General features: G+C 51.0%; 22 protein-coding genes and 4 tRNA genes. 2 read left to right on the top strand and 24 right to left on the bottom strand.

Translation table 11 applies throughout. The features are described from left to right. Nucleotides 1–37: 37 nt before the first annotated feature. The 10 genes from METH5_RS0114475 to METH5_RS0114520 form a co-directional block, all read right to left on the bottom strand. Nucleotides 38–1,249, bottom strand: coding sequence for an integrase arm-type DNA-binding domain-containing protein (locus METH5_RS0114475; RefSeq protein WP_029149179.1), 1,212 nt, complete (start codon nt 1,247–1,249; stop codon nt 38–40). A 163-nt stretch (nt 1,250–1,412) separates the two neighbouring features. Continuing rightward, nucleotides 1,413–1,499: transfer RNA gene (locus METH5_RS0114480), tRNA-Leu, on the bottom strand. Between the two features lie 78 nt (nt 1,500–1,577). Continuing rightward, nucleotides 1,578–1,653, bottom strand: a tRNA-Gly gene (locus METH5_RS0114485). Nucleotides 1,654–1,671: 18 nt separating this feature from the next. Continuing rightward, a tRNA-Cys gene (locus tag METH5_RS0114490) sits at nt 1,672–1,745 on the bottom strand. A 62-nt stretch (nt 1,746–1,807) separates the two neighbouring features. After that, nucleotides 1,808–1,883 (bottom strand) — tRNA-Gly (locus METH5_RS0114495). 108 nt (nt 1,884–1,991) lie between these two features. After that, on the bottom strand, nt 1,992–2,573 hold the full coding sequence (gene pgsA, locus METH5_RS0114500; protein ID WP_081726750.1) for a CDP-diacylglycerol--glycerol-3-phosphate 3-phosphatidyltransferase: 582 nt from the start codon (nt 2,571–2,573) through the stop codon (nt 1,992–1,994). 44 nt (nt 2,574–2,617) lie between these two features. After that, the gene (gene uvrC / locus METH5_RS0114505; RefSeq protein WP_029149181.1) at nt 2,618–4,417 is read right to left on the bottom strand and encodes an excinuclease ABC subunit UvrC; all 1,800 of its coding nucleotides are present in this window, start codon (nt 4,415–4,417) and stop codon (nt 2,618–2,620) included. 86 nt (nt 4,418–4,503) lie between these two features. Then, entirely contained in the window at nt 4,504–4,857 is a 354-nt protein-coding gene (locus METH5_RS0114510; RefSeq protein ID WP_029149182.1) for a hypothetical protein, read from the bottom strand. Nucleotides 4,858–4,899: 42 nt separating this feature from the next. After that, entirely contained in the window at nt 4,900–5,079 is a 180-nt protein-coding gene (locus METH5_RS0114515; protein WP_029149183.1) for a 4-oxalocrotonate tautomerase family protein, read from the bottom strand. A gap of 37 nt (nt 5,080–5,116) precedes the next feature. Beyond that, entirely contained in the window at nt 5,117–5,833 is a 717-nt protein-coding gene (locus METH5_RS0114520) for a cation diffusion facilitator family transporter (RefSeq protein WP_029149184.1), read from the bottom strand. Between the two features lie 86 nt (nt 5,834–5,919). Here METH5_RS0114520 and METH5_RS0114525 point away from each other — a divergent pair, with 86 nt between their 5' ends. Beyond that, nucleotides 5,920–6,756: a 23S rRNA (adenine(2030)-N(6))-methyltransferase RlmJ gene (locus METH5_RS0114525; RefSeq protein WP_029149185.1), complete on the top strand. Its 837-nt coding sequence runs from the start codon at nt 5,920–5,922 to the stop codon at nt 6,754–6,756. A gap of 23 nt (nt 6,757–6,779) precedes the next feature. Here the strand turns inward: METH5_RS0114525 and METH5_RS0114530 are convergent, their stop codons facing one another. Next, nucleotides 6,780–7,898 (bottom strand): DUF2914 domain-containing protein, encoded by a 1,119-nt coding sequence (locus METH5_RS0114530; RefSeq protein ID WP_029149186.1) that lies wholly within the window; start codon nt 7,896–7,898, stop codon nt 6,780–6,782. Between the two features lie 253 nt (nt 7,899–8,151). On the opposite strand from METH5_RS0114530, the gene METH5_RS0114535 reads away from it, so the two are divergent. Beyond that, the gene (locus METH5_RS0114535; protein ID WP_232411071.1) at nt 8,152–10,386 is read left to right on the top strand and encodes an ATP-binding protein; all 2,235 of its coding nucleotides are present in this window, start codon (nt 8,152–8,154) and stop codon (nt 10,384–10,386) included. 21 nt (nt 10,387–10,407) lie between these two features. Here the strand turns inward: METH5_RS0114535 and METH5_RS0114540 are convergent, their stop codons facing one another. From METH5_RS0114540 to METH5_RS0114600, 13 genes are all read right to left on the bottom strand, one after another. Continuing rightward, complete coding sequence (locus METH5_RS0114540; protein WP_029149188.1) at nt 10,408–11,373, bottom strand: crotonase/enoyl-CoA hydratase family protein; 966 nt, start codon at nt 11,371–11,373, stop codon at nt 10,408–10,410. A gap of 216 nt (nt 11,374–11,589) precedes the next feature. Further along, nucleotides 11,590–14,169: a bifunctional aconitate hydratase 2/2-methylisocitrate dehydratase gene (gene acnB / locus METH5_RS0114545; protein ID WP_029149189.1), complete on the bottom strand. Its 2,580-nt coding sequence runs from the start codon at nt 14,167–14,169 to the stop codon at nt 11,590–11,592. A gap of 190 nt (nt 14,170–14,359) precedes the next feature. Beyond that, nucleotides 14,360–14,692, bottom strand: a complete 333-nt coding sequence (locus METH5_RS0114550) for a hypothetical protein (protein ID WP_029149190.1) — start codon at nt 14,690–14,692, stop codon at nt 14,360–14,362. A gap of 91 nt (nt 14,693–14,783) precedes the next feature. Beyond that, nucleotides 14,784–16,289: a fumarate hydratase gene (locus tag METH5_RS0114555; protein WP_029149191.1), complete on the bottom strand. Its 1,506-nt coding sequence runs from the start codon at nt 16,287–16,289 to the stop codon at nt 14,784–14,786. A gap of 24 nt (nt 16,290–16,313) precedes the next feature. Then, nucleotides 16,314–17,963: an acyl-CoA synthetase gene (locus tag METH5_RS0114560; protein WP_029149192.1), complete on the bottom strand. Its 1,650-nt coding sequence runs from the start codon at nt 17,961–17,963 to the stop codon at nt 16,314–16,316. A 232-nt stretch (nt 17,964–18,195) separates the two neighbouring features. After that, nucleotides 18,196–19,326: a CoA ester lyase gene (locus METH5_RS0114565; protein ID WP_029149193.1), complete on the bottom strand. Its 1,131-nt coding sequence runs from the start codon at nt 19,324–19,326 to the stop codon at nt 18,196–18,198. Further along, a complete protein-coding gene (locus tag METH5_RS0114570) occupies nt 19,323–19,610 on the bottom strand; it encodes a succinate dehydrogenase assembly factor 2 (RefSeq protein ID WP_029149194.1) in 288 nt (95 codons plus the stop codon). Before METH5_RS0114570 ends, METH5_RS0114565 begins: the two co-directional genes overlap by 4 nt. A 9-nt stretch (nt 19,611–19,619) precedes the next feature. Further along, nucleotides 19,620–20,381, bottom strand: coding sequence for a succinate dehydrogenase iron-sulfur subunit (locus tag METH5_RS0114575; protein ID WP_029149195.1), 762 nt, complete (start codon nt 20,379–20,381; stop codon nt 19,620–19,622). A gap of 1 nt (nt 20,382) precedes the next feature. After that, nucleotides 20,383–22,173 (bottom strand): succinate dehydrogenase flavoprotein subunit, encoded by a 1,791-nt coding sequence (gene sdhA, locus METH5_RS0114580; protein WP_036308333.1) that lies wholly within the window; start codon nt 22,171–22,173, stop codon nt 20,383–20,385. Nucleotides 22,174–22,183: 10 nt separating this feature from the next. Further along, complete coding sequence (gene sdhD / locus METH5_RS0114585) at nt 22,184–22,537, bottom strand: succinate dehydrogenase, hydrophobic membrane anchor protein (RefSeq protein ID WP_029149197.1); 354 nt, start codon at nt 22,535–22,537, stop codon at nt 22,184–22,186. Between the two features lie 10 nt (nt 22,538–22,547). Further along, nucleotides 22,548–22,937 carry a succinate dehydrogenase, cytochrome b556 subunit gene (sdhC, locus tag METH5_RS0114590; protein WP_029149198.1) on the bottom strand — a complete coding sequence of 130 codons (390 nt, stop codon included), beginning with the start codon at nt 22,935–22,937 and terminating at the stop codon, nt 22,548–22,550. Nucleotides 22,938–22,940: 3 nt separating this feature from the next. After that, nucleotides 22,941–24,143 carry a malic enzyme-like NAD(P)-binding protein gene (locus METH5_RS0114595; RefSeq protein WP_029149199.1) on the bottom strand — a complete coding sequence of 401 codons (1,203 nt, stop codon included), beginning with the start codon at nt 24,141–24,143 and terminating at the stop codon, nt 22,941–22,943. Nucleotides 24,144–24,289: 146 nt separating this feature from the next. Beyond that, entirely contained in the window at nt 24,290–25,024 is a 735-nt protein-coding gene (locus tag METH5_RS0114600) for a GntR family transcriptional regulator (RefSeq protein ID WP_029149200.1), read from the bottom strand. Nucleotides 25,025–25,144: the final 120 nt, after the last annotated feature.

A 25,144-nucleotide genomic window follows, 5' to 3' on the forward strand; every position in this document is an offset into this window, starting at 1 on the left:
AAGTTTTCGCCCCGTCGGACTAGGTGTGGTTAAACGGTTAAGCTGTTTTGAACGGCACTACTTTTGCCCCTGCCTTTAGTTCGTCCAGATAATCCGCCCATGTTTGCATCATCACTTTACGGTCTTTTAAGAATTGTGCTCTTTCATACGCCGTGCCCAATGGGTTCGCTACTGAATGGGCAAGCTGGCGTTCGATGTGTTTGGGGTCTAGTCCAAGCTCTTGTTCGCCTAGTGTTTGCGCTATAGCTCTAAAGCCGTGCCCTGTAATTTCTGCTTGCGTGTCATAGCCCATGTTGCGTAATGCGGCATTAATGGCATTTTCACTCATAGGCCGTTCATGTGTTCTGCCACCGGGGAAAACATACATGCCATGACCTGAGTATGGGCGCATGGTCTCGATAATGGCAACCGCCTGCCGCGACAATGGCACGATGTGTTGCGTTTTGGTTTTGGTGACCAGATAACGCCACTCGTTGTTCTCAAAATCCAAATCTGCCCATTTCATGTGTCGTAACTCACCGATACGCTGAAACAGTAACGGGGCAAGCTTAAGCGCACATTGCACGGTAAGTGTGCCTTGATAACCGTCTATGCTGCGCAGTAACTCTGCAAAATCTTTCGGCTCAATCATGGCGGCCATGTTCTTAACTACAGGCGGCGGCAATGCTCCTTTAAGGTCTGGCGCTGGGTTGTATGTGGCAAACCCTTTTTGGATGGCATAACGAAACACCTGCCCAGCGGTTTGAATAATGCGGTGCGCGGTTTCTAGTTTGTTTTGTTTTTGTAGTGTGCTGGTGGTGTCTAACACCATAGGCGCGGTTATGGTCGATATTGGCTTGTTGCCTAGGCTTGGGTATAGGTACACCTCTAGCCAGCGTTTAACGCGTTGCTGGTGGCGTTCTGACTTGGCTTTATTGTGTAGGGCGTGCCAATCATCGGCAACGGCTTGAAAGGTATTTGTAGCCTCTAGCTTGGCTTTGACTTTCACCTCTTTGCGGTGTTGGCTTGGGTCGATGCCATCGGCCACCAGCGCACGCGCTTCGTCACGCCTAGCCCTTGCTTGTTGTAACGATATTTCAGGATAGGTGCCCAGTGATAACAGCTTAGGCTTGCCCAAGTACCGATAACGAAACCGCCACCACTTGCCACCCTTGCTGGATATAAGCACAGATAAGCCTAAGCCATCAGTTATGGTGTAATCCGCATCTTTAGGCTTGGCATTACGTAAAGCAGTATCTGACAGAGGCATGTGTATAACACCTTCGCATGTATAACTGAGTGATACACAAAGTTATACGCATCATGTGTATATGTCAAGACAGTGCCTGATACGCTGTGAAACTGTTGCTTTTGAGTTAACCCTTGATTTTATTGGGTTTTGATAGGAATTTAGACTACTTGATTGAGGTAAGTGGTGCCCGGAGCCGGAATCGAACCGGCACAGCCGTTAAGCCGAGGGATTTTAAGTCCCTTGTGTCTACCAGTTTCACCATCCGGGCGGTAGGGTCTGCAAGCTTTGTATTCTAGCATCCTGATCTACTTTGCATAGTGGTCAGAAAACATGCTTGAGAGAAATTTGGAGCGGGAAACGAGTCTCGAACTCGCGACCTCAACCTTGGCAAGGTTGCGCTCTACCAACTGAGCTATTCCCGCATATTTGCTACATGAGACTGGAGGCGCGAGCCGGAGTCGAACCGGCCTAAACGGCTTTGCAGGCCGCGGCATAACCGCTTTGCTATCGCGCCAGAACCAACAACATAAAAACTACTTATGTTAAAAAGGGAAAGCTGAGCTTTCCCCCAAAATTTGGAGCGGGAAACGAGTCTCGAACTCGCGACCTCAACCTTGGCAAGGTTGCGCTCTACCAACTGAGCTATTCCCGCGTATTTCCTTACGCCGTGTGTCGTAAAGAAGCTGGCATTTTAATGATTTTGAGACCTGTGTCAAGGACGATTTTTAAAAAAACCTATTCTTTTTGCAGAATGCGTTTTTTAGATGGTTTCGCGGATGGCAGGCCACGCGGCACGCAGATAATAGCCCATGGAAATCAGGGTGAGTAATGCGGCAATGACGATGAGCCACTCGCCCAACCATTGAATATCCAATCCGAGTAACGGGTCGTACCACAGCAATAAAGTGATGGCGGCCATTTGTGCCGCGGTTTTTATTTTGCCAACCATGGCGACCGTCACATTGGCACTTTTGCCTATACTGGCCATCCATTCACGCAAGGCGCTGATGGCAATTTCGCGACCGATAATAATGAGTGCAACAACCGCGCCAACGCGATTTAACTCAACCAGGACGATGAGGGCTGCAGCGACCATGAGTTTGTCTGCCACCGGGTCGAGGAAAGCACCAAATTTGGACATTTGGTGATATTTGCGCGCCCAGTAGCCGTCTAGCCAATCGGTAAACGCGGCCAATATAAACACACTGGCGGCGGTTAAGTTGACCCAGTGTGCAGGCAGGCCATCAGCCGCGACGGCCTGGGCAGGCAGATAAAAGATGCCAACAAACACCGGAATCATGCCGATGCGTAACAAGGTGAGTATATTCGGGATATTCCACATGTTTATTCGTCTATGGATGCATACAAAGGACAGCGTACAAGGGCTTAATGCAAGCGTTCGTAAATGGTTTGTGCCAACGCCAGACTAATGCCTTCAACCTGGGCAATCTCGTCTATGCTAGCACTTTTTATCCCATCCAGGCCACCAAATCGCACGAGTAAGGCTTTGCGGCGTTTGGCGCCGACGCCTTCAATCTCTTCGAGGCTGGAAGTAATACGCGCTTTGGCGCGGCGCGCGCGGTGGCCGGTAATGGCAAAACGGTGTGCTTCATCGCGAATTTGCTGCAACAAATGCAAGCCCTGGTTGTCGCTAGGTAAATTAAGCATTTCACCGGTGTCAGAAAAAATCATGGTTTCGAGGCCAGGTTTGCGCTCTTCACCCTTGGCAATGCCGACCATTAAAATATCGTCCAGGCCAACTTCTTGCATCACCTCTATCGCAACGCCGAGCTGGCCTTTACCGCCGTCAATAAAAATCAGGTCTGGACGCTTACCCTCGCCCGCTGCCACTTTCTTATAGCGCCGTGTCAGCACATCGCGCATGGCGGCGTAATCATCGCCTGGCGTGATGCCTGTGATGTTGTAGCGACGATATTCGCTGTTCTGCATGTCACCCCGGTCAAACACTACACAGCTGCCCACAGTGGCTTCACCCATGGTGTGGCTAATATCAAAACACTCAATACGCTCAGTGGTTTCTGCCAGCTTGAGCGCTTCGCGCAGCGACAACAAGCGCGCCTGCTGGCTGGCAGAGGTCGCCTGGCGCTGCTGCAATGCCAGCTCGGCATTGGTTTGCGCCATTTTGAGCCAGACTTTTTTATCGCCAATGGCATTGGTCAGTACGCGTATTTTGCGGCCAGACTGCTCGCTGAGCACATCTTCAAATTCGACCTTATTGACCTCGGCGCCACACACCAGCAACGGCGGCGTATTTTGCGACAGGTAATATTGCGTGATAAATGCTTCTACGGTTTCAGCGAGCTCAGCGTCCTGGCTGTTTTTAGGAAAAAAGCTCTTGTCGCCCAAATGACGACCACCACGGATCATCACCAGATTAATACAATGCTGCCCCTGCACTTCTGCACACGCAATCACATCAGCATCGCTGACACTAAAGTCGCTGACAAACTGCTTGGCCTGTACCTGACGCAAGGCCTGAATACGGTCACGCAAAATCGCCGCCTGCTCGTACTCCATCGCCTCGGCCGCAGCATTCATGCCCTCTGCCAGCGAATCAACCACCTCACTGGTTTTGCCCAGCAAAAACATGGCGGCATGGCGCACATCGCCAGCGTAATCGGCCTCAGAAATCAAATTGACGCAAGGCGCGGTGCAACGGGCGATCTGATATTGCAAGCAAGGCCGCGAGCGATTGGCAAACACCGTATTTTCGCAGGTGCGCAGCTTAAATACCTTTTGCAGCAACTGGATGCTCTCACGCACCGCTGGCGAACTAGGAAAAGGCCCGAAATACTGATGGCCTTTGCGCTGTGTGCCGCGATGAAACGCCAACCTGGGGTAGGCATCGCCAGTCAGCGTGATGTAGGGATAGGACTTGTCATCGCGAAACAACACGTTGTAACGCGGCATCAAGCCTTTAATCAGGTTATTTTCCAGCAGTAGCGCTTCGGCTTCTGAGCGCGTCACCGTGGTTTCAATATTGGCGATCTGCGACACCATCATTTTGGTGCGCGGGCTGGCCAGATTTTTATTAAAGTAACTGGAAACCCGTTTTTTCAGGTCTTTAGCCTTGCCAACATAAATCACCGTGCTTTCCGCATTAAGCATACGGTAAACCCCGGGCAGATTAGGCAGGTTTTTGAGGATGGGTTTGGGGTCAAACATGACGGCATTTTAGCATCAGATGTTTGCCCAAGTGACACCCAACACACGATCAGCCTTGAAAGAAACCCTTAGCCGTTAAACAGCATTTAATCATCTAGCGGCTCCCATGCCTTTCTCCATTGCTTAACGCGCTTTCCGGACTTGCTCAACTCAAGTGGATAAAACCGTCTTCGATATCTTTTACCGTTGTACAAGACAACTTCCCAGCTCTGCGCATCTGGGTGCCTCTGATCTAAGCTCTCATCCAGCAGCTCATGCGCTGTATAACGTAGAAGCCCGCGACGTTTAAGATCTTCTTCAATGTGGTGCACTCTCTCAGCCGCCGCCTTAGCCTCCATATCCAACGGGTTAACGCGGTTTGCAGAATGCGCCGCAGACCATCGCTCGGCCACCTCATTAAGCTGTGCATTTGCCAGCTTCAAGTCTTCGATGGTGTACATCGTTTACCAACTTCTTTGAAAAACACTTTGATCAAGATTTAGCTAGCCTAAAAGCTCGCCACCAATGGCCCAATCTTCATACGCCACCTCTTCAAACACAACGTAGGTGTAGTTAGCGGGTTTATGCGCATGTTTTTGCAGGGTTTCGGTGATTTCTTTGGCAATTTGCTTCTTTTGCTCTTTGGTGACTGAGCCTGCGAGTTTCACGTTGACATATGGCATATTGGCGCTCCGTTAATGAATCAAAGTCTTCAAAAAGCTAGTGATGATGGCCGGTTTCGCCGCGATGAATATCACGGATTAAATTGAGCGTGACCACCAATAACAGCAACGAAATCAAGATAGACAGAATCGGGTCTATGGTCATCCAGCCGGTGAAGTAGATCACCACACCTGCGGCGACCGCCGTCACTGAGCCTAACAAGTCACCCAGCACATGCAAAAATGCGGCGCGGTGGTTCAAACTGGCATCACCGCCGTGATGTTCGTGCTGGTGATGCATGTGTTTGGCCACAAACAGGTTGATTAACAGGCCAACCAAAGCAATCACGCTGACGTAACCGCCGGCGACTGGCACCGGGTGTTTTAACCGGTCTATGGCTTCAACCACAATCCAGCCAGTCACCACCAACATAGACAACGCATTAATCATGGAAACACGACGCTCGGTTTGCTGTGAGGCCGGATGCCCGGTGCGGGCCCGATGGGCCGCCCACATAGCGAGCCCCAGCGCCAGCACGTCAAACAACATGTGCCAGGCATCGCTAAGCAAGGCCAGTGACTGTGTCCAGAGCCCGCCGGCAAACTCGACCACCGCAAACAGTGCAATGGCGAGAAAAGGGATCCAGAACGGGTTGCCATGTGCGGCCTCGTCGTGCGCATGGGCATGGTTTTCGTGAGCGTGGTCGTGCGCACAACCATTGTGGGCGCGCTCAGGGGCGTGAGCGTGGTCGGAGTGTGTATGACTAGGTTTCATGCCTGCATGCTAATGCAAATTGGCCTGTTTTCACAAGAGCGCACAAACTTTGTAGCTTATAATGGCGACTTATTGAGAGTATATGCATGTTAAGTTACCGTCACGCCTTTCACGCTGGCAATCACGCCGACGTTTTGAAACACTGGATGTACAGCCTGGTGCTGGACTACTTTAACCAGAAGGATAAACCTTACTGGGTAATAGATACGCACGCCGGGGCTGGCCTTTACAGCCTGGACAGCACAGTTGCCAACAAAACAGCAGAATATGTAGATGGCATTCAACGCTTGCAGAAAACTCAGGCACCAGACGCTTTTGCAGGCTATTTGCAAGCCGTCGCAGCGGCAGGTAATGGGCAACCAAACCTCTACCCCGGTTCACCTTGTATTGCCAGCTATTTTTTAAATGCGGCAGACAAATTGCGTTTATTTGAGCTGCATCCGGCAGATGCCACCCTGCTGGAGCAACACTTTTTGCCGCAGAAAAGACAAGTGTCGATTCAGCAAAAAGATGGCTTTGAAGGTATTAAAGCCTGTTTGCCACCGCCCGCCAAACGCGGCATTGTGCTGATAGACCCGCCTTATGAGGTGAAGGACGATTATGCGCGTGTGGTTGACTGCATCAAAGATAGCCTGAAACGTTTTGCCACCGGCACTTACCTGATCTGGTATCCGCGCTTGCAACGGCCAGAGCCACAGCAAATGATAGACAAGCTACGCAGCCTGAATACAGATTATTTGCATGTAACACTGGATGTGCAACAACCATCTGCCGATGGCTTTGGCATGCATGGCAGCGGCATGTGGATCATTAATCCGCCGTGGACCTTGCGCCAGACAATAGAGCCTCAGCTTGCCTGGCTAGCCTCTACCCTAGCGCAAGATGCAACCGCACATGCGGCCTGCGAAGGCGATCAACGCTAACGGCCCAACAACGCTGGCCGTCATTAGTAACGAATACGTGTGCGATGTTGTGGATCTAAACCACTGCTAATAGAGACATTAAACGCACTCACAGCAATGGTTTGCCGGGTAGCCGTTTGGATACGCACACGCCACTCGCCCGCGGTCAGGTTGGTTTTATAGGTATAGCCGCGGTAGCCGCTATCGCGGCCGCCAGTGAGCGAAAACCCTGGCATGGACACACTCACCCACTCCCCTTTCACCTTCTTTTGCCAATCGTGTACCAGCTTGGTATGCAAGCCTTGTGGGGCAAACACCGATGAAAAACACACCAGCTTCTGCCCTGGCTGCAGATAAAAACGGTCACTATCTACGCGCCAAAACTGCCACCAGGGCGACTTTTCAACGGTCATCCAGTAGCCCTCAGGTGACTTTTCCAGATCATAAGCCACCACCACGGCCTGCTTGACCAAGGGCACGGGCGGAATCATATCTGCACGATAAGCAAGCATCAGCAGCCCGGCAATCACCCATACCGGCCAGATACGGCCCGCATGATGTGGCGCACGCTGATACAACACATAGGTGATAGTGGCGCCCAGCAAGGTGCTCAAATAAAACCAGGCCGCATGCACACTGCCAAACAAAAATGGAAAAGCAAAGTTGCACCATAAAATGGTGCATAAGCCAAACATGCTCCAGCACAAGCTCAAGCGTCGATACTCACCCTCAATAAACTCATTGGCCACCAACAGCACGCCTAATACCAGCGTGACGACCCAAGCCAGGCCATAGCTTGAGCTCTTGAAATAAAGGATAAATAAAGCACTGAGCAGGCTGCCAAACAAAAATTGCAATATCCAGTAGGGCCAGTCTTGCACCGGCCAATTTGCAACCCGGTTTTGCAACCACTGCCAACTGAGCAAACGCTCGCCCAGCCGCCTGACTGCAGAGGAAGGCTCTGCAAGCTGATACATCAGCAACGCAGCCAACAACAAATATACCGCAAAAATTGCCATGTCAGACAACGCCACTTTTTTGCCTATGGTAATCGCATCCCAGACGAAGCCGCCGATAAAAAATGAAATCGGTAAAACCATGCGGCTGCGCGCCAGCCAGCGTGACCATCTGGAAGGTGATTGAGCGTCAGTAGGGTTCGTCATGCAGATAAATCGCCAAAAGGACAGAATGTCGGCATTTTTATCACAGATGCCGTTAACCACACTATTATTTTACGTTCTGAAAAGTAAACTTTCTTTGATAATCAAATCGAGCCTGCTAAAATTTAAGTTATCTTAAGAAAAGTCCGTTAACTATCAATATAGGTTAGATTTCCCTTTGCGCCGGTATCAAGTAAGCGTACAACCCTGATCCATCATAAGCATGCGAGATTTAGTTAGACAGTTAAAGCAAAAAGTGACAGAAATAAAGTCTATCAGTTATGAAACTGAGCAGGCTCTCATCCGTGTTGCTTTCGTCAGCTTTATTACGCTCTATCTCCTTATTAATCACAGCAGCTACGAGCCTGTATTGCTCTGCCTGATTTATTTGTGTTTTGGCTTTTTGATGCTGTATAACATCCTGCAAAACCCACAAAAAAATGAAAAACGCCAGTGGGTAGCGATGGTGATGGACATTACAGCCACCTCGCTTGAGCAGATGATTTCAGGCGCAATGGCGGGCGTATTTATCGGCATTTATCTGTGGCTTATCATCGGCTATGGCTTACGTTATGGCACCAAGTTTTTTAAAGGCTGCTACGTCTTTAGCCTGATCGGCTTTAGCCTGACACTGTATTTAAACCCCTACTGGAACCAGCATCAGCATTTAGCCTATGGCTTTTTGCTCACCTTGTTACTGGTTCCACCGCACGCACTGCGCTTGCTGGTCAGCCTCGAAAAAGCCACCAAAGAAGCAGGACAAGCCAGCGAGGCAAAAACAAACTTCCTGTCTAATATCAGCCATGAAATGCGCACCCCGCTTAACGGCATTATTGGTGCCAGTGAGTTAATGGCGCAAACAAAACTCGATAGCAAACAATCCGAATTACTTAAAATGGTTGGCACCTCAGCCTCCAGCCTCAAAAAACTGATTAATGACGTGCTGGACATCAGCAAAATTGAAAAAGGCAAAGTTGAGCTCGAAGAAATCACTTTTTTCATGCCTGACCTGATCCAGCGCTTGCACTTGATGTTTCAGATTGAGGTTGAACGCAAGCAATTGTGGCTGCGGTTTCACCTTGACCCATTGGTAGAGCGCCACTATGTCGGCAGCATGCACCACATTGAGCAGGTATTAACCAACCTGATTGCCAACGCTATTAAGTTTACCCAACACGGCGGGGTCGACGTAGTGGTGAGCGTGATACAAGGCCATGCCGAGATGAGTAAACTCAGCTTTCGCATACGTGATACCGGCATAGGCATTAAAAATGACGCATTGCCGCTGATTTTTGACAGCTTTACCCAAGCGGATAGCAGCATCACCAGGCGTTATGGCGGCACCGGGTTAGGCACTGCCATTGCGAAACAGCTGGTCGAGGTGATGTCTGGAAAAATCAGTGTCACCAGCCAGGAAAATGTCGGCACGACTTTTGTGGTGAGCCTGCCGCTCACACATGCGGCGGCACCCGCACAGCCGGCGGCAAACGAAATCAATCTCGATAGCCAGTCGAATGTTGTGCCATTAAGCAGTCATACCAAGTTCCGCAAAAAGATTCGCGTGCTGATTGCAGATGACAACGTGGTCAATCGACTGATTCTGAACGAAACCCTGCAAAGAATGCACTGTGTGGTCAAAGCGGTAGACAACGGCGATGCGGCACTGGATGCACTGGAACATCACCGGTTTGACTTGATGATTCTGGATTACAACATGCCGGAAATGAACGGCCTGGAGGTGTTTAATATCCACCATGCCCTGCCCGGGAGCAAACCACTACGTACCGTCATTTTGACCGCAGATGCGACCAAAACCACACAGGACCGCTGTTTGCGTGCAGGCGTGTATCAGGTATTAACCAAACCGGTGGTTTCAAGACAAATTCAAAGCCTGATTGAAGCGATTGCCGCGACCATAGAGACGGAACAGTTGGCACAAGTCGCGCCAGTCAGACGCAAAAAAGCGAAAACCACTACGCAAGAACAAGCTGCAGCGCCGACACAGATAGATTCACCGCGTCAGGATACACCACTGGTCGAGTCAAGGGCCCCCAACTCGCCAATGCGGGGGGCAAAACCCGCACCAATAGACGCACAAAACATCACCAGCATCACGCCAATCACTGAACCATTACTGGATGATGATCGCATGGCCCACTTGCTAAAACTGGGCGGCAGTGAAGCATTTCTGCACAAGCTCATCACCGAGTTTATTGAGTCTACCGACATTTTGGTACGCACACTGGGCAAAGCCAGCCTCGATTTAAACTTTGAACAAGTACATAAACTGGCGCACGAGCTGGCGGGTGAATCTGCCAATATGGGCTTGATTCCACTCAGCAAACTCAGCCGCCGTTTATTGGGCTTGAACATGGAAGATGCCCAGACTATTTCCGGCCTGTATCAGGCCGTTGCTGATTGCTATGAAGAGACGCGTGGGCACCTGCTACAACATCGCAGCAAGCTCTCATCCAAGCGCTCTCACAAATAGCCGGGCACCCATGGCTACGCACTACTGATTCACCGCCAGGTGATGGTCGATTGGTAAAACACTCGCCTGTTGCGGCAAATCAATGACAGGCGCTTGATCGGGAAACAAGCGTGACTGCGCGCGATAAAAGCGATCCATCACCTTGAGGTCTCGCTCAGTCAGGCGCAAGGCGTTCTCTACCCAAACATCGACAATATCCTTGAGCTCGTCGTAGGTGAGTGGATTCACCCTGGCTTTAGCCTTTTGTGCAGATAAAAAGCCTTCGGCACGTTTGCTATTTTTATGGATAAAGTCGTGCACAGCCTGCTCGCCTTCGCCCTCCTCAACCACGATATCAATCAGGCCCATTTGCAGGCACTCTTCTGCGGTATAGCGCTCGCAACCCAGGATCATTTTATCTGCAACGGCGATGCCTGCTTTACGCGCGATAAAACTGTAAGCACCCATGCCTGGAATCATGTTAAAAAACAGCTCAGGAAAACAAAACACAGATTGTTTTTCAGCGATAAGTACATCACTGGTCATGGCAGCTTCAATCCCAGCGCCCAGCACCTCGCCTTGTAGCAATGAGATTTTAGTCACGTGATCCAGCTGAAAGCGGAAGGCGCGCTGGGCAACAACATCAATGCTGAGCTTGGCATAAGCCTGCAACAATGCCCGGTCTTGCTGACGAATAGCCGCAGCCATTTTCTGTAAGTCGCCACCCATATTAAAATAGCCCGGCGTGGCTGACGCAAACACAGAATAACGAATCGGCAGTACAGTCTCATTGTCCGTCTGGACATAGCCGCCACTACGCTGGACATCCGCATGATGCTGGTGCAGATTCATCAGTAAATCATGGTTGATGCAGGGAATACGCTGTGGCTGATGTATATAACTCCATAACGCCTGTTGTTCTGCATCAAAACGGCAAAATACCTGACCGTAATCATGTGACAGTAAACGTTGTTGATAGTTAACCAAGCCTTGTTCGAACGGTTTCATGAACTTCTCCTTTGACATTAAAAATGTATTGAATCAATCAGTGGTATTGACGTATCGGTAGATCGAGTCGTTGACGTCAGCAAATACATCATAATCAAAACAGCAGGTCGCCGTGAGGGAGCCTCTCAGGTTTTACAGTTGCAAGGATATGTCCTGCCTTAAAAACAACAAAGGGGGCGAATGCCCCCTTTGCTGATTGCGTTAAATCATGAGTCGCTATGCAGTTTCTTGAATCGGAATGACTTTTTTCACGTTTTCCAAAGACCCTGCATATTGGGTCATCTGGTTAAAGTTGAGATATTTGTAAATCTCCGCCGTATTGGTCAGTTTGCTGCCTAAGGTGTCCAGGTACTCTTGGACCGTTGGCATGCGACCCAGCTTAGCGCACACCGCCGCCAGCTCAGCAGAGCCTAGATAAACACGTGCGTCTTTACCCATGCGGTTATCAAAGTTACGGGTAGAGGTAGAAAACACGGTGGCCTTGTCTGCCACGCGCGCCTGGTTACCCATGCATAGCGAGCAGCCCGGCACCTCGGTACGCGCCCCTGCCACGCCAAAGGTCGAATACACGCCCTCTGCACGCAACTGTGCCTCGTCCATACGGGTTGGTGGTGCAATCCACAAACGGGTTGGGATACCACCCGCGCCTTCGAGCACTTTACCTGCCGCGCGATAATGGCCAATATTGGTCATGCAGCTACCAATAAACACTTCGTCGATTTTATCCCCCACCACTGCGGTCAATGGCTTAATGTCATCCGGGTCGTTGGGACAAGCCACCAGTGGCTCTTTAATATCAGCGAGATCAATTTCGATCACATGCGCGTACTCAGCGTCGGCATCCGGTTGCAGCAGCTCTGGTTTTTCCAACCAGGCTTTCATGCTGGCAATACGGCGCTCGAGTGTACGCGCATCGGCATAACCGTTTTCGATCATGTTTTGCATCAGCACAATGTTAGAGTTAAGAAACTCAATCACTGGCTCTTTGTTCAGCAATACAGTACAACCATTGGCGGAGCGTTCAGCAGAAGCATCAGCCAGTTCAAAGGCTTGTTCTACTTTTAAATCTGGCAAGCCTTCGATTTCAAGCACACGGCCGTTAAATACGTTTTGTTTACCTTGTTTGCCAACCGTCAGCGTACCTTCCTGAATAGCCGCATAAGGGATCGCATTGACCAGGTCACGCAAGGTGATGCCAGGTTGCATTTCGCCTTTAAAACGTACCAATACAGATTCCGGCATATCTAACGGCATAGCGCCAGTCGCTGCGGCAAATGCCACCAACCCAGAACCTGCAGGGAAGCTGATACCAATAGGAAAACGGGTATGTGAGTCACCACCGGTGCCTACAGTATCCGGCAAAATCAGGCGGTTAAGCCAGGAGTGAATCACGCCATCGCCAGCGCGCAAACTGACACCACCACGGCTGGACATAAATTCCGGCAACTCATGCTGCAGTTTAATATCAACAGGTTTGGGATACGCTGCCGTATGGCAGAAGCTCTGCATCACCAGGTCGGCACTAAAGCCAAGGCAAGCCAGCTCTTTCAGTTCATCACGTGTCATACCACCCGTGGTGTCTTGTGAGCCGACAGTGGTTGCTTTTGGCTCGCAGTAAGTGCCCGGGCGCACGCCCAAACCAGCAGGCAGGCCACAGGCGCGACCGACCATTTTCTGGGCCAAGGTATAGCCTTTACCCGTATCTTTAACCGGGGTAGATTTAATAAAGGTATCGGTCTCGCCCAAGCCCAGCGCTTTACGCGCATTCGCGGTCAAGCCACGGCCAATAATTAATGGAATACGGCCGCCAGCACGCACTTCATCTGCCAGCGTGACCGGATTCATCTCGAACGTGGCCAACAAGTCACCCGCCTCTGACAGCACTTTGCCTTCAAATGGCTTGATCACAATCACATCACCGGTGTTCAGCTTGGACACATCGCACTGAATCGGCAACGCGCCGGAATCTTCGGCGGTATTAAAGAAAATAGGTGCAATTTTATTGCCGATGACGACACCACCGGTGCGCTTGTTTGGGATAAACGGAATATCATCGCCCATCCACCACTGCACAGAGTTAATCGCTGATTTACGTGAGGAGCCCGTGCCCACCACGTCACCCACATAAGCCAACGGCAAGCCTTTTTGCTTGAGGCTTTCAATGGTTTGCAGGCCGTCGGCCATGCGATTAATCAACATGGCTTTGGCGTGCAATGGAATATCCGGGCGGCTCCAGGCATCTTGTGCCGGGCTCAGGTCGTCGGTATTGGTTTCACCCTCTAACTTAAACACCACCAGCTTTATTTCTTCTGCCAGCGCAGGCTTGCTGGTAAACCACTCGGCATTCGCCCATGAAGTAATCAGCGCTTTCGCGTGTGGATTACCTGCTTTCATTTTGGCATCGACATCATGAAAAGCATCAAACATCAAAATGGTGGTCGACAATGCTTTCACAGCCTGTGCGGCCATCGGCGTATCCAGCAATGCCACCAATGCCTGCACGTTGTAACCACCAAGCATGGTGCCCAGCAATTCAATCGCTTTTTCAGCAGTCACCAATGGTGAGCTGGCGTTACCGTTGGCCACGTCAGCCAGAAAAGCGGCTTTGACATAAGCAGCCTGATCAACACCCGCCGGGATACGATTTTGCAGCAGGTCAACCAGCAAGGTCTCCTGACCTGCAGGCGGTGATTTTAGCAGCTCGACCAAGGCAGCGACTTGCTCTGCGTTGAGTGGTAAAGGAGGCAGGGTTTGCGCGGCGCGCTCTTTAACGTGGGTTTCGTATGCTTGTAACATGATGTGTAGGCTCTACCAATAAAACAAAAAACGGGGAATGGGCCAGGGCTAACCACTGACTGCTGAGGATCTCTTCTCGCTTGATTATAGTCCAGTCCATTCGCCAGAATGTTAACTGCTTGTAACATTCCAGCAATTGATGCAAATGACAGCCGCCTGCAAGCAACAAAACAACACTGTCGTGCGGTTGTCAGCGCGTGCTGTCTCCATATAACTCTTTGGCAAATGGCGTACTGCAACTCTTACCGTAGGCAGACGACTCCCATTTGTCCAGTAACTCTTTTTGGTAACCCTTGCCGTGCTGCTTTTCCAGCCAGGCACGCACCTCAAACACATCGGCAAAGCCATTGTGATCGCTATCCATCAGGGCCACCTGATCTTCCAGTGTCGGCCCGCTGTAACGGCCACTGCTATCAGTAAAATATTCTAGCGCCGACTCGGCATGCACGGGCAAACTGAGGCTGCCTGTCAGCCAAACACACGCCACAGCAAAAAATATTGCCCCAGTGTCGATTTTTATCATACTCGCTCCATGATTACGCTTAGTTGTATGACGTATCTTTCACCAATTTGTGCCCGGCCTCAGTGATTTCACTCACATTGCGCATGCCAATTTAAACTGCTTGCAAAGCAATGGTTTTTTTCCAGAGTGCTGGCCCGGTTTGATGCACAGACTCGCCATCTGCACTCACCGCCACCGTCACCGGCATATCCACTACCTCAAACTCGTAAACGGCCTCCATGCCTAACTCTTTAAAGGCCAGCACGCGGGATTTTTTAATCGCCTTGCTGACCAGGTAAGCGGCGCCACCAACAGCCATCAGATACACTGATTGATGTTTGGCAATCTCGACCAATGCTTCTTCTCCGCGTTCGGCTTTACCAATCGAGCCCAGCAAGCCCGTGTTCAGCATCATCTCGGTATAGCTATCCATACGCGTCGCGGTGGTTGGGCCTGCCGGGCCCACCGCTTCGTCACGCACGGCATCTACCGGGCCGACGTAATAAATAAACTTGTTGGTAAAATCAACCGGCAACGGCTCACCGTTGGCCAGCATGGTTTGGATGCGTTTATGTGCCGCATCGCGGCCAGTCAATATCTTGCCGGTTAAGAGCAAAGTATCGCCGGTTTTCCAGGTTTGTGTTTGTTCACGCGTGACAGTTTCCAGGTTGACGCGCTTGGCTTGCGGGCTTGGTGCCCAATGCACATCCGGGTAAATATCCGGGCTAGGCGGTGTCAGTTCAGCCACGCCCGACCCATCCAGCGTAAAGTGCACATGGCGTGTCGCCGCACAGTTAGGGATAATCGCCACCGGCAAACTCGCCGCATGGGTTGGATAATCCAGGATTTTCACATCGAGTACGGTGGTCAAGCCGCCCAGGCCTTGCGCGCCTATGCCTAACTGATTGACCTTTTCATAGAGCTCTAACCGCAGTTCCTCTATGCGGTTTTGCGCGCCGCGTGCTTGCAATGCCTGAATATCAATCGGCGCCATGAGCGATTCTTTGGCCAGCAGCATGGCTTTTTCGGCACTGCCGCCAATGCCTATGCCCAGCATGCCAGGCGGGCACCAGCCTGCGCCCATCTCAGGCACTACTTTTAGCACCCAATCCACAATGCTTTCGTTAGGATTGAGCATGGCCAATTTAGATTTATTTTCAGAGCCGCCGCCTTTAGCCGCAATCTGGATATCGACGGTATCGCCAGCCACCATCTCAACATGGGTAATGGCTGGTGTGTTATCGCGTGTATTTTTGCGGGCGCCTGCCGGGTCGCTCACAATCGAGGCCCGCAAAGTGTTATCCGGGTGCAAATAGGCGCGGCGCACGCCTTCATTGACCATCTCGTCTATGGTCATGTCACCTTCAAAACGTGCCTGCATGCCGATTTTGATAAAGGCCACCACAATACCGGTATCCTGACACAGAGGCCGTTTACCTTCGGCGCACATGCGCGAATTGGTCAAAATCTGCGCAATGGCATCTTTGGCGGCTGGGGAGGCTTCTTTAGTATAGGCAGCCGCCAAGGCCTGAATATAATCTTCAGGATGGTAATAAGAGATATATTGCAAGGCATCGGCAATACTCTCGATAAAATCTTGGGTTTTAATCAGGGCCATGGTGTTTTCTTTAGCGCGGCATCTTCAACGGGCATTGCTTTTCAAATAGGCAATCGCAGGACTCACATCTTTACGCAAGATTTTACCATTTTTGGTGCGCGGAAACTCTTTAGCGAGATACACGGTTTTGGGTGCTTTATACGCTGCCAGGTGCTGTTTGCCAAACGCGATTAACTCCTCGGGCGCAATCGCAGCCTCAGGTTTGGGGATGACATAAATCACCACCAGCAATTTGTCTTTTTCAATTTCTTCGCCCACGGCTGCGCAGTCCGCCACGGCCGGATGGCCTTTGTAGACGCGCTCAATTTCGTAGGGCGATACGCGATAGCCGAAGCTTTTAATAATGTCATCCTTACGGCCCAAAAACCATAGATAGCCATCAGCATCATATTTGGCATAGTCGCCGGTGAAAAAATAGCCATCGTGTTTGTATTTTGCGGTTTCTTCAGGCAAGTTCCAATAGTTTAAAAACAAGCCGGGGTCGGTGTCTGGCACGCAAATCATGCCCTCCTCGCCTTCGGCCACCGGCTCACGTGTGTCAGGATTAAGCAGCACAATATCGTGCCCAGGCTGCGGAAACCCGGCTGATCCTGCGCGAATCGGCCGGAAAATACTTTGCGACAAGTAGTAAGAAAACTCACTCATGCCAACCGCTTCATAAATATCCAGCCAAAACCGTTCGCGCCATTGCGTCAACACTTCGTCAGACAAATGCTCACCGGCACTCATAAAATGGCGAACGCTAGGAATCTCGGCCTGCGTCGCAGTGGTTTTTTGCAGCAACTGCCGATAAATAGTCGGCACACCAATAAAAATGGTGGCGCCATGCTTGGCAATCAGCTCCAGCCACTTTTGCGCATCATTTTTACCCTCATGCACGATCACCGTTTTGCCTAAATACAACGGGTCCATCAGGCCCGTGCCCAACACATAGGTCCAGTTAAACTTGCCAGAATGCATGATACGGTCTTGCTGGGTGTCACTATAGTTAAACCAGTACTGCGCCGCGGTTTGGCGCCCAAGCAGTGCACGGTGCGCATGCAACACGCCTTTTGGGTAACCCGTCGTGCCCGAGGTATAGACCAGGTAAGCAGCCTCTTCACCACGCGTGGCATAAGCAGGTGCGATTTGATTTACGGCTGCCAAAGCGGCCTCTAGCGAAAGTACATTTAAACCTGCGACTGGTGCAATATCACTCGTGAGCTGTGTTAACAAAATGTGCCTCAGTTGTGGCGTTTGTGCAATATTTTGCTGCATTTTGGCCGACATGCCCGCCCAGGCAGCCGCATCTGTCACCAGCACCACCGCAGCAGAGTCTTTAGCTAGGTAAGCAATTTCTTCGGCGGTTAACAAGGTGGATGTTGGCACAGCAATTGCGCCCGTTTTCATCGTGCCTAAAAAAGCGGTTGGATAATCCAGGCTGTTAGGCAGGCGAATCAGTACACGGTCACCCGGCGCCACGCCCAGATCACGTAACACCTGGGCAAAACGATCTGTCCTGTCGGCCAGTTCGGCAAAGCTAATGCGACTGGTGCCAAAGGTGTCATCTTCCACAATCATGGCGATTTCATCGGCTTTGGCCGTGCCTAAATGGCGGTCACTACAAGCGACCCCGATATTAAAAAACTCAGGGACGTCCCATTGCCATTGTGGATAAGGGGCTAACTGTGTCATGTTCAAACCTTTCCATTCACTCTGTGCACGCATGGTTTATGCCATGCCGATGTTTGCATTTCTTTTGAAAATGCTTTTTTAAACTCTATAAATACGGCTAAATTCAGAATTTAGCGATGAAGTGCAAGGCGCACAGCGCACAGAAAGCGGAATGTACATAAAGTACATGAGCATTTCGAGCACTAATCAAATAACGGCCTGCAACGCCGCAATTCGCGCTAAAAATGAATTTTTATAACAGAATGCCGTAGGGCCAGTTTTGGCGTACCACTTGCGCCGGCATCAGTTGCAATACATGTAATGCAAACTCCATGTCGCTCACTTTTAATGTGCGCAAGGCATGCGCGCGCAACAGGGTTTGCAAGGCTTTACCAAACATCGGTGGGTCCAGCATTTCGCCTTCAAACTTGATCGCGCCGCCTAGTAAAGCATCTGCCTCAATCGCCGCTTTCAAAATCGCCACTTTCTGGTTAATTTCAGTCGGTGACGGCGTATAAGCGGTTTTACATAAATGAATATGGCCCGGGTGTATCACCTGTTTGCCGGTGAGGCCCATCGCGGCCTCCTGGCAGGCATGTTTGTACACCACGCGCGACTCGTTATCGCCATGCAAATCCAGCCAGCGGCGCACATCGTGCGGCTCAACAAATTTGTCGGGCATGATGTTGCTACCGATAAGGGTTTCCACGCCGCCAATCACGCCTTTACCGGCAATCCTGGCCTCAAAAATCAGCTGGTTGATAAAATAAAATAACTCTTCAATCCAGTGCTCGGGTGTGATGTGTATGCCCAGCGCTTTGGAAAAATCATGGATACCGAACACCACGTGTTTCACCGTGTCGTATTGCATCAATTCCGGCGCGATTTTGAGTGATTTCGGGTGCTCGATAATCGGCTGTATGGTGATGTGCGGATTAATGCTAAGCAAAAAGCTGGATAAATCGCGCACTTCAGCCGCACCGTAAGATTCGCCAGCCTTGGCCAGCATCACGACGTCGATATACTCGCTCATGTCGCGTACCAGCTTCATGTCCTCTTCGTATTCATCGGTACGAAAAGAGTTGGCACGAATCGCAATCGTCACCCGCTCATTGACCTTGCGCAGCTTGGGCAACTCCTGGCGCAGCAAGGTACGGCTCATTTCCTTCTGCCGACAGCCGTCTTCCAGGTCAAAAATCAGCGTGTGGGCATTGGTGAAATGCGCATGTTTGACCATGCGGTTGGCCGCCTGCGCCATGTCCTCATAAATGCCGAGGCTGGGTGCATATTTCACCGGCGGGTAATACAGCTGTATGCCCGGCCAGTAATCCCCCAACGCGCTGGCGTCCAGTGCAATTGGCTCCTCCCCCATATGCTGACTCATGTTGTTTCCTGTTCTGCCGTGGGTCGGCTTGCTCTTAACTTTTCAAGAATAGCGGCGGATTGCGCCATGCCAGGTTGAGGATTCACACCCTGTATCAACTCCCAAAATACGTTGTCTGGCAGCTCTAATAAGGCATCCAACTGCTCCATTTCGGCCAGGGTTAAGCCGCTAAAGTATTCGCTGACAAAGCGTTGCAATACGATATCTAGCTCCAGCATGCCCCGGCGGCAACGCCAGGCCAAACGCCGCTGTTCTGCTTCACGTAAAATCTCAGCATTTAACATACATCGCTCCTATAACACCTTGATGCCAAAGATTTTCTTACCCGGTTTGGCCTCGCCCGACTTGGCTGCGCTATGTGCCTTGGCTTTTTCAATCTTGAGGTCTTTAATCGCCGCAATCGCCGCGTTTGGGTTGAGTTTTTTTGGGCACACATCAGTACAGTTCATGATGTTGTGGCAGCGATACAAACGGTAAGGGTCTTCCAGATTTTCCAGCCTGGCGTCCTGCGCCTGATCGCGGCTGTCAGCAATAAAGCGATACGCCTGCATCAAGCCAGCCGGGCCGACAAACTTGTCCGGGTTCCACCAAAAGCTCGGGCACGAAGTGGTGCAAGCGCCGCATAAAATACACTCATACATGCCATCGAGCTTGGCGCGGTCTTCGGGGCTTTGCAGGCGCTCTGTTTCCGGCGGCGTGTCATGGTTTTGCAGGTAAGGCATCACTGAGTGATAGTGGTCAAAAAACTGCGTCATATCCACCACCAGGTCACGGATCACCGGCAGGCCGGGCATGGGGCGCAATACCACCGGCTCCTGCAACTCACTCAGTTTGGTAATACAGGCCAGGCCGTTTTTGCCATTGATATTCATGGCATCACTGCCACAAACCCCCTCTCGGCACGATTTGCGCATACTAAGCGACTCATCCAGTTCTTTAATGCGCATCAAGGCATCCAGCAACATCTGGTCGCTGTCTTCCAGTCTGACGTCGTAATCCTGCATGTAGGGCTTTTTGTCTACATCCGGGTTAAAGCGGTAGATAGAGAAACGCATATCAATACACCCTTTTCTTCAACTCAAATGGTTCGACCGTCAATGGCTGCAATCGCACTGGCTTATAAGCGAGCTTTTGCTCATTGGCAAAATACAGTGAATGGCTGAGCCATTGCACATCGTCACGTTCAGGGTAATCTTCGCGCGCATGCGCGCCGCGGCTCTCCTGGCGGGCATGCGCGGCCTGCATGGTCGCCAATGCCACTTGCATCAGGTTGTCCAGTTCCAGCGCCTCTACACGGGCGGTGTTAAAAACTTTGCTTGTATCGGTAATTTTCAAGTGCTGTGCTTGCTGGGCGACTTGTTTGATCGCATCTACGCCCTGCGCCAACAACTCAGGAAAACGAAATACACCACAGTGTTTTTGCATGGTTTGACGCATGGCTAGCCCTACCTCGGCCACCCTCTCGCCATCGTGACTATTTTCCAGCCGGTTCACACGCGCTAACGTCGCGTCAGCCGCATTAGCAGGTAAAGGCTTATGTGCTTTGCTGGCAGCAATATCAGCCGCCATTTTGTCACCTGCCGCTTTGCCAAATACCACTAAATCCAGCAAAGAATTAGAACCCAGGCGGTTGGCGCCATGCACAGACACACAGGCACACTCACCCACGGCATATAATCCATTGACCACACGCTCAGCTTGACCATCGTGCACCACCACTTGGCCGTCGAGGTTAGTCGGAATGCCGCCCATCATGTAATGCGCCGTCGGCACTACGGGGATAGGTGCACTGGTCGGATCAACGCCAGCAAAGGTTTTGGCAATTTCACGAATACCAGGCAAACGCTTGCTGATAATGTCTTCGCCTAGATGATCCAGCTTGAGGTAGACCGCATCTTTGTGTTTGCCTATGCCACGGCCTTCTTTAATTTCAGTCGCCATCGCACGCGACACCACGTCACGGCTGGCAAGGTCTTTGGCGCTGGGGGCGTAGCGTTCCATAAAACGCTCACCCTCGCTATTGACTAAATAACCACCTTCACCACGCACGCCTTCGGTGATGAGTACCCCGGCATTCAGTACGCCAGTCGGGTGAAACTGCCAAAATTCCATATCCTGCAACGGCAAGCCAGCGCGTGCCGCCATGCCCAGGCCATCACCGGTATTGATATAAGCATTGGTGCTGGCCTGAAAAATACGCCCGCCACCGCCAGTTGCCAACATGGTGGCTTTGGCGTGAATAACATGAATATCGCCTGTTTCAATCTCCAGCGCGATCACGCCCACTATATCGCCATCACTGTCGCGGATTAAATCCAGCGCAAACCACTCAATTAAAAATTGGGTATTGGCTTTGACGTTACGCTGATACAAGGTATGCAACATGGCATGACCGGTGCGGTCAGCCACGGCACAGGTACGCGAAATCGGTGTTTCGCCAAAATTGCGCGTCATGCCGCCAAATGGGCGCTGAAAAATACGGCCGTTTTCCAGGCGATCAAACGGCATGCCAAAATGCTCCAGCTCGATAATCGCCTTGGCAGCATTGCGGCACATAAACTCAATCGCATCCTGGTCGCCCAGGTAGTCAGAGCCCTTAATGGTGTCATACATATGCCATAACCAGTTGTCATCAGACACATTCCCCAAAGCCGCTGCGATACCACCCTGCGCGGCCACAGTGTGTGAACGGGTTGGAAACACCTTGGACAACACGGCAACATCGGCACCAGACTCTGCCAGTTGCAGTGCTGCACGCAAGCCTGCGCCACCGCCGCCGATGATGACGGCATCTACCTGATGATGCTGTAGTTTGCTTGCACCTGTCACATTGGCTGTATTGGTCATGCCACTCACCTTAAAAATCCATTCCAAATAAAATCCACAACACCGCTAGCGCATTGCCGCATACCGCAACATTCACCAGCCCTTGCAACACCGCCCGAATACCCAAGTGCTGTACGTAGTCGCGTAACACATCTCGCACCCCCAGCCAGGCATGCAATAGCATGCATACAAAAAACCACACCACCAGCAAGCGCCACCACAACGGGGCAAACAACGCCAGCCAGTCGTCATAACTGTGTGGTGACAGCCAAACGACTCTGATCAATAACAGCAATAACACCACTGCCATCGACAACGCACACAGGCGCTGCGTCAACCAGCGACGCATGCCCGGGTATTTGGCCGTTAGTAACTCAAACAACATAGCGGCCTTTCTACCAAACGGCCCATATCACAAACAACATGGTGCCCGCGACCAGCCATAGCACCACCCGGCTGGAAAATCTGGCTTTTTGCAACGTTGTCATCCAGTGCACATCCATCGCCAAATGGCGAATACCAGCGTAAAAATGATGAAAAAACGCACAAGCCAGCACCGTGATGGCCAATTTAACCGGCCATTGCTGACACTGCGTGGCCACGGCTGTATAGCCTTGCGCGCTGGACAAGGACAAATACAATGCCCACAACAACAGCGGCTGGATCAAAAACAGCAGCACACCGCTGGCGCGGTGCAAAATTGACACCACGGCATTGATTGGCAAACGGATCGTGAATAAATCCAGATTTTTAGGGCGCTGTTTTTTAGGCTTTTTAACAATCATGCACTACTCACCTGCTTTAGCTGCACGCGCCACGGCGCCTGCGACAAACGCCATTAAGCGAGGGTCAAACGGTTTAGGAATAATGTAGTCTTTGCCAAAAGACAAAGACTGTAGTTGATACGCATCCAGCACTTGTTGTGGCACCGGTTCGCGGGCCAGTTGGCCTAAAGCCTTGGCTGCAGCCACTTTCATCTGCTCTGTAATCTGTGTAGCTTGCGCATCTAGCGCCCCACGGAACAAATAAGGAAAACACAAAGCATTATTCACTTGGTTAGGAAAGTCACTGCGGCCAGTGGCCATAATCGCGTCATCACGCAAGGCAAACACCTGGCTGGGTAAAATTTCGGGGTCAGGATTCGCCAGCGCAAAAATCACTGGCTTGGCTGCCATGGTAGTCACTAATTCGGGCGGCAAACCATTCTTGGCAGATACGCCAATAAACACATCAGCGTCTTGCATGGCATCGGCCAACGTATTGATTTTTCCCGCGGCAATCGCCAACTCGCGATTGTTGTCATGCAAATCGTCACGGCGGTCATCCAGCACGCCTTTGCGATCAACCATGGTGATATTGGTCGCACCCATCAATTTGAGTAACTTGGCACAAGAACAACCCGCTGCGCCTGCGCCTAAAAACACAATTTTAGCGCCTGGCAACGTTTTGCCCTGGAGCTCGAGCGCATTTAACAAGGCGGCTGCCACAATCACGGCCGTGCCATGCTGGTCGTCGTGAAAGACTGGAATATCCAGACGTTTTTTTAATTCATTTTCGATATAAAAACAGTGTGGTGCAGCAATGTCTTCAAGGTTAATGCCGCCAAAAGTTGGCGCAATATTAACCACAGTTTGAATAAATTCATCCGGGCTCGCGGCATTGACCTCAATATCAAACACATCAATATCGGCAAAACGCTTAAACAGCACCGCCTTGCCTTCCATCACCGGCTTGCCAGCCAGCGCACCAACATTACCAAGGCCCAACACCGCAGTGCCATCGGTGATCACTGCTACTAAATTACCTTTATTGGTATATTTATAGGCATTGGCCGGATCGGCTTCAATTTCGAGCACTGGCGCGGCCACGCCTGGCGTATAGGCCAGCGATAAATCTTGTTGCGTGGCACAAGGCTTGGACGACTCCACGCTCAGCTTCCCTGGCTTGGGAAACTGGTGGTAATCCAGCGCGCGTTGCTTTAAATCGTCCATTTGTGATCTCTTCTTTCTATTGCATCAGCCTTATGTTCCAACAAGACTTTTCAAAATGCATTTTGGCTAGGCGGACAAGCGCAGACAGTACGATCAGTACGGCAAGCGAAGTCCAACAACGCGAAAATGCGTTTTCAAAAGTCGCCCTATTCTAATTCGCTCATGTAGTGGTGATCGTCAGTGAGACATAAACCCAAACGCCACTCCATCGGCTTATCACCATAGGTAAACGACACGCGCTCTATACTTAACAATGGATAGCCTTCTTTCAGGCCCAGGGCTTTGGCGACCTCTGCATCGGCAGCCACCGCTTTGATGCGCTCTTCGGCACGGATCATGCGCACGCCAAACTGTGATTCATACATGCTGTACATCGAGCCATTGCTTTCTTCTACCTTGGCGCGATTCAAGCCTTTAAAAGGTGCTGCTGGCACAATAATGTGGTCATAAATCAATGGCCGACCAGAAAAAGTCAGCAATCGTTTAACATCAATGGTAGTGGCGCCAGCTTTCATTTCGAGCACTTTGCCAATATGTACACTGGCCTTGCCTTTTACACATGAAATAAACGCATTTTGCAGCATTTCTTTCTGGCCGGTTTCAGCTGTCAGGCGTAAAAAACGTAGCTTGACGTCATCCTGATTGTGCGTGGCGACAAAGGTGCCCTTGCCTTGGCGACGGATCAAAATATTTTCTGTCGCCAGACTATCAATCGCCTTGCGCACTGTGCCTTGGCTCACCTTAAATCGCTGCGCCAGGTCAATCTCACTGGGGATCATATCTCCGGGACGCCACTCCCCACCGATCAGGCTTTGCGTGATCAGCACTTTAATTTGGTCATACAGCGGCCTGTAACTTGGCGACCCTAACTGCTTATCCATAGATCCGACTCCATTCATGATTGGCACCATCAATTGCACCTGAAACAAGGTTTTTAGTTTATATCACAGGGCTTTTTTATTGTCCACTGTTTTATATCTTATATAAGACATAAGATAGTT

The sequence above is a fragment of the Methylophilus sp. 5 genome (assembly GCF_000515275.1).
In the GTDB taxonomy this organism is placed as follows: Bacteria; Pseudomonadota; Gammaproteobacteria; order Burkholderiales; family Methylophilaceae; genus Methylophilus.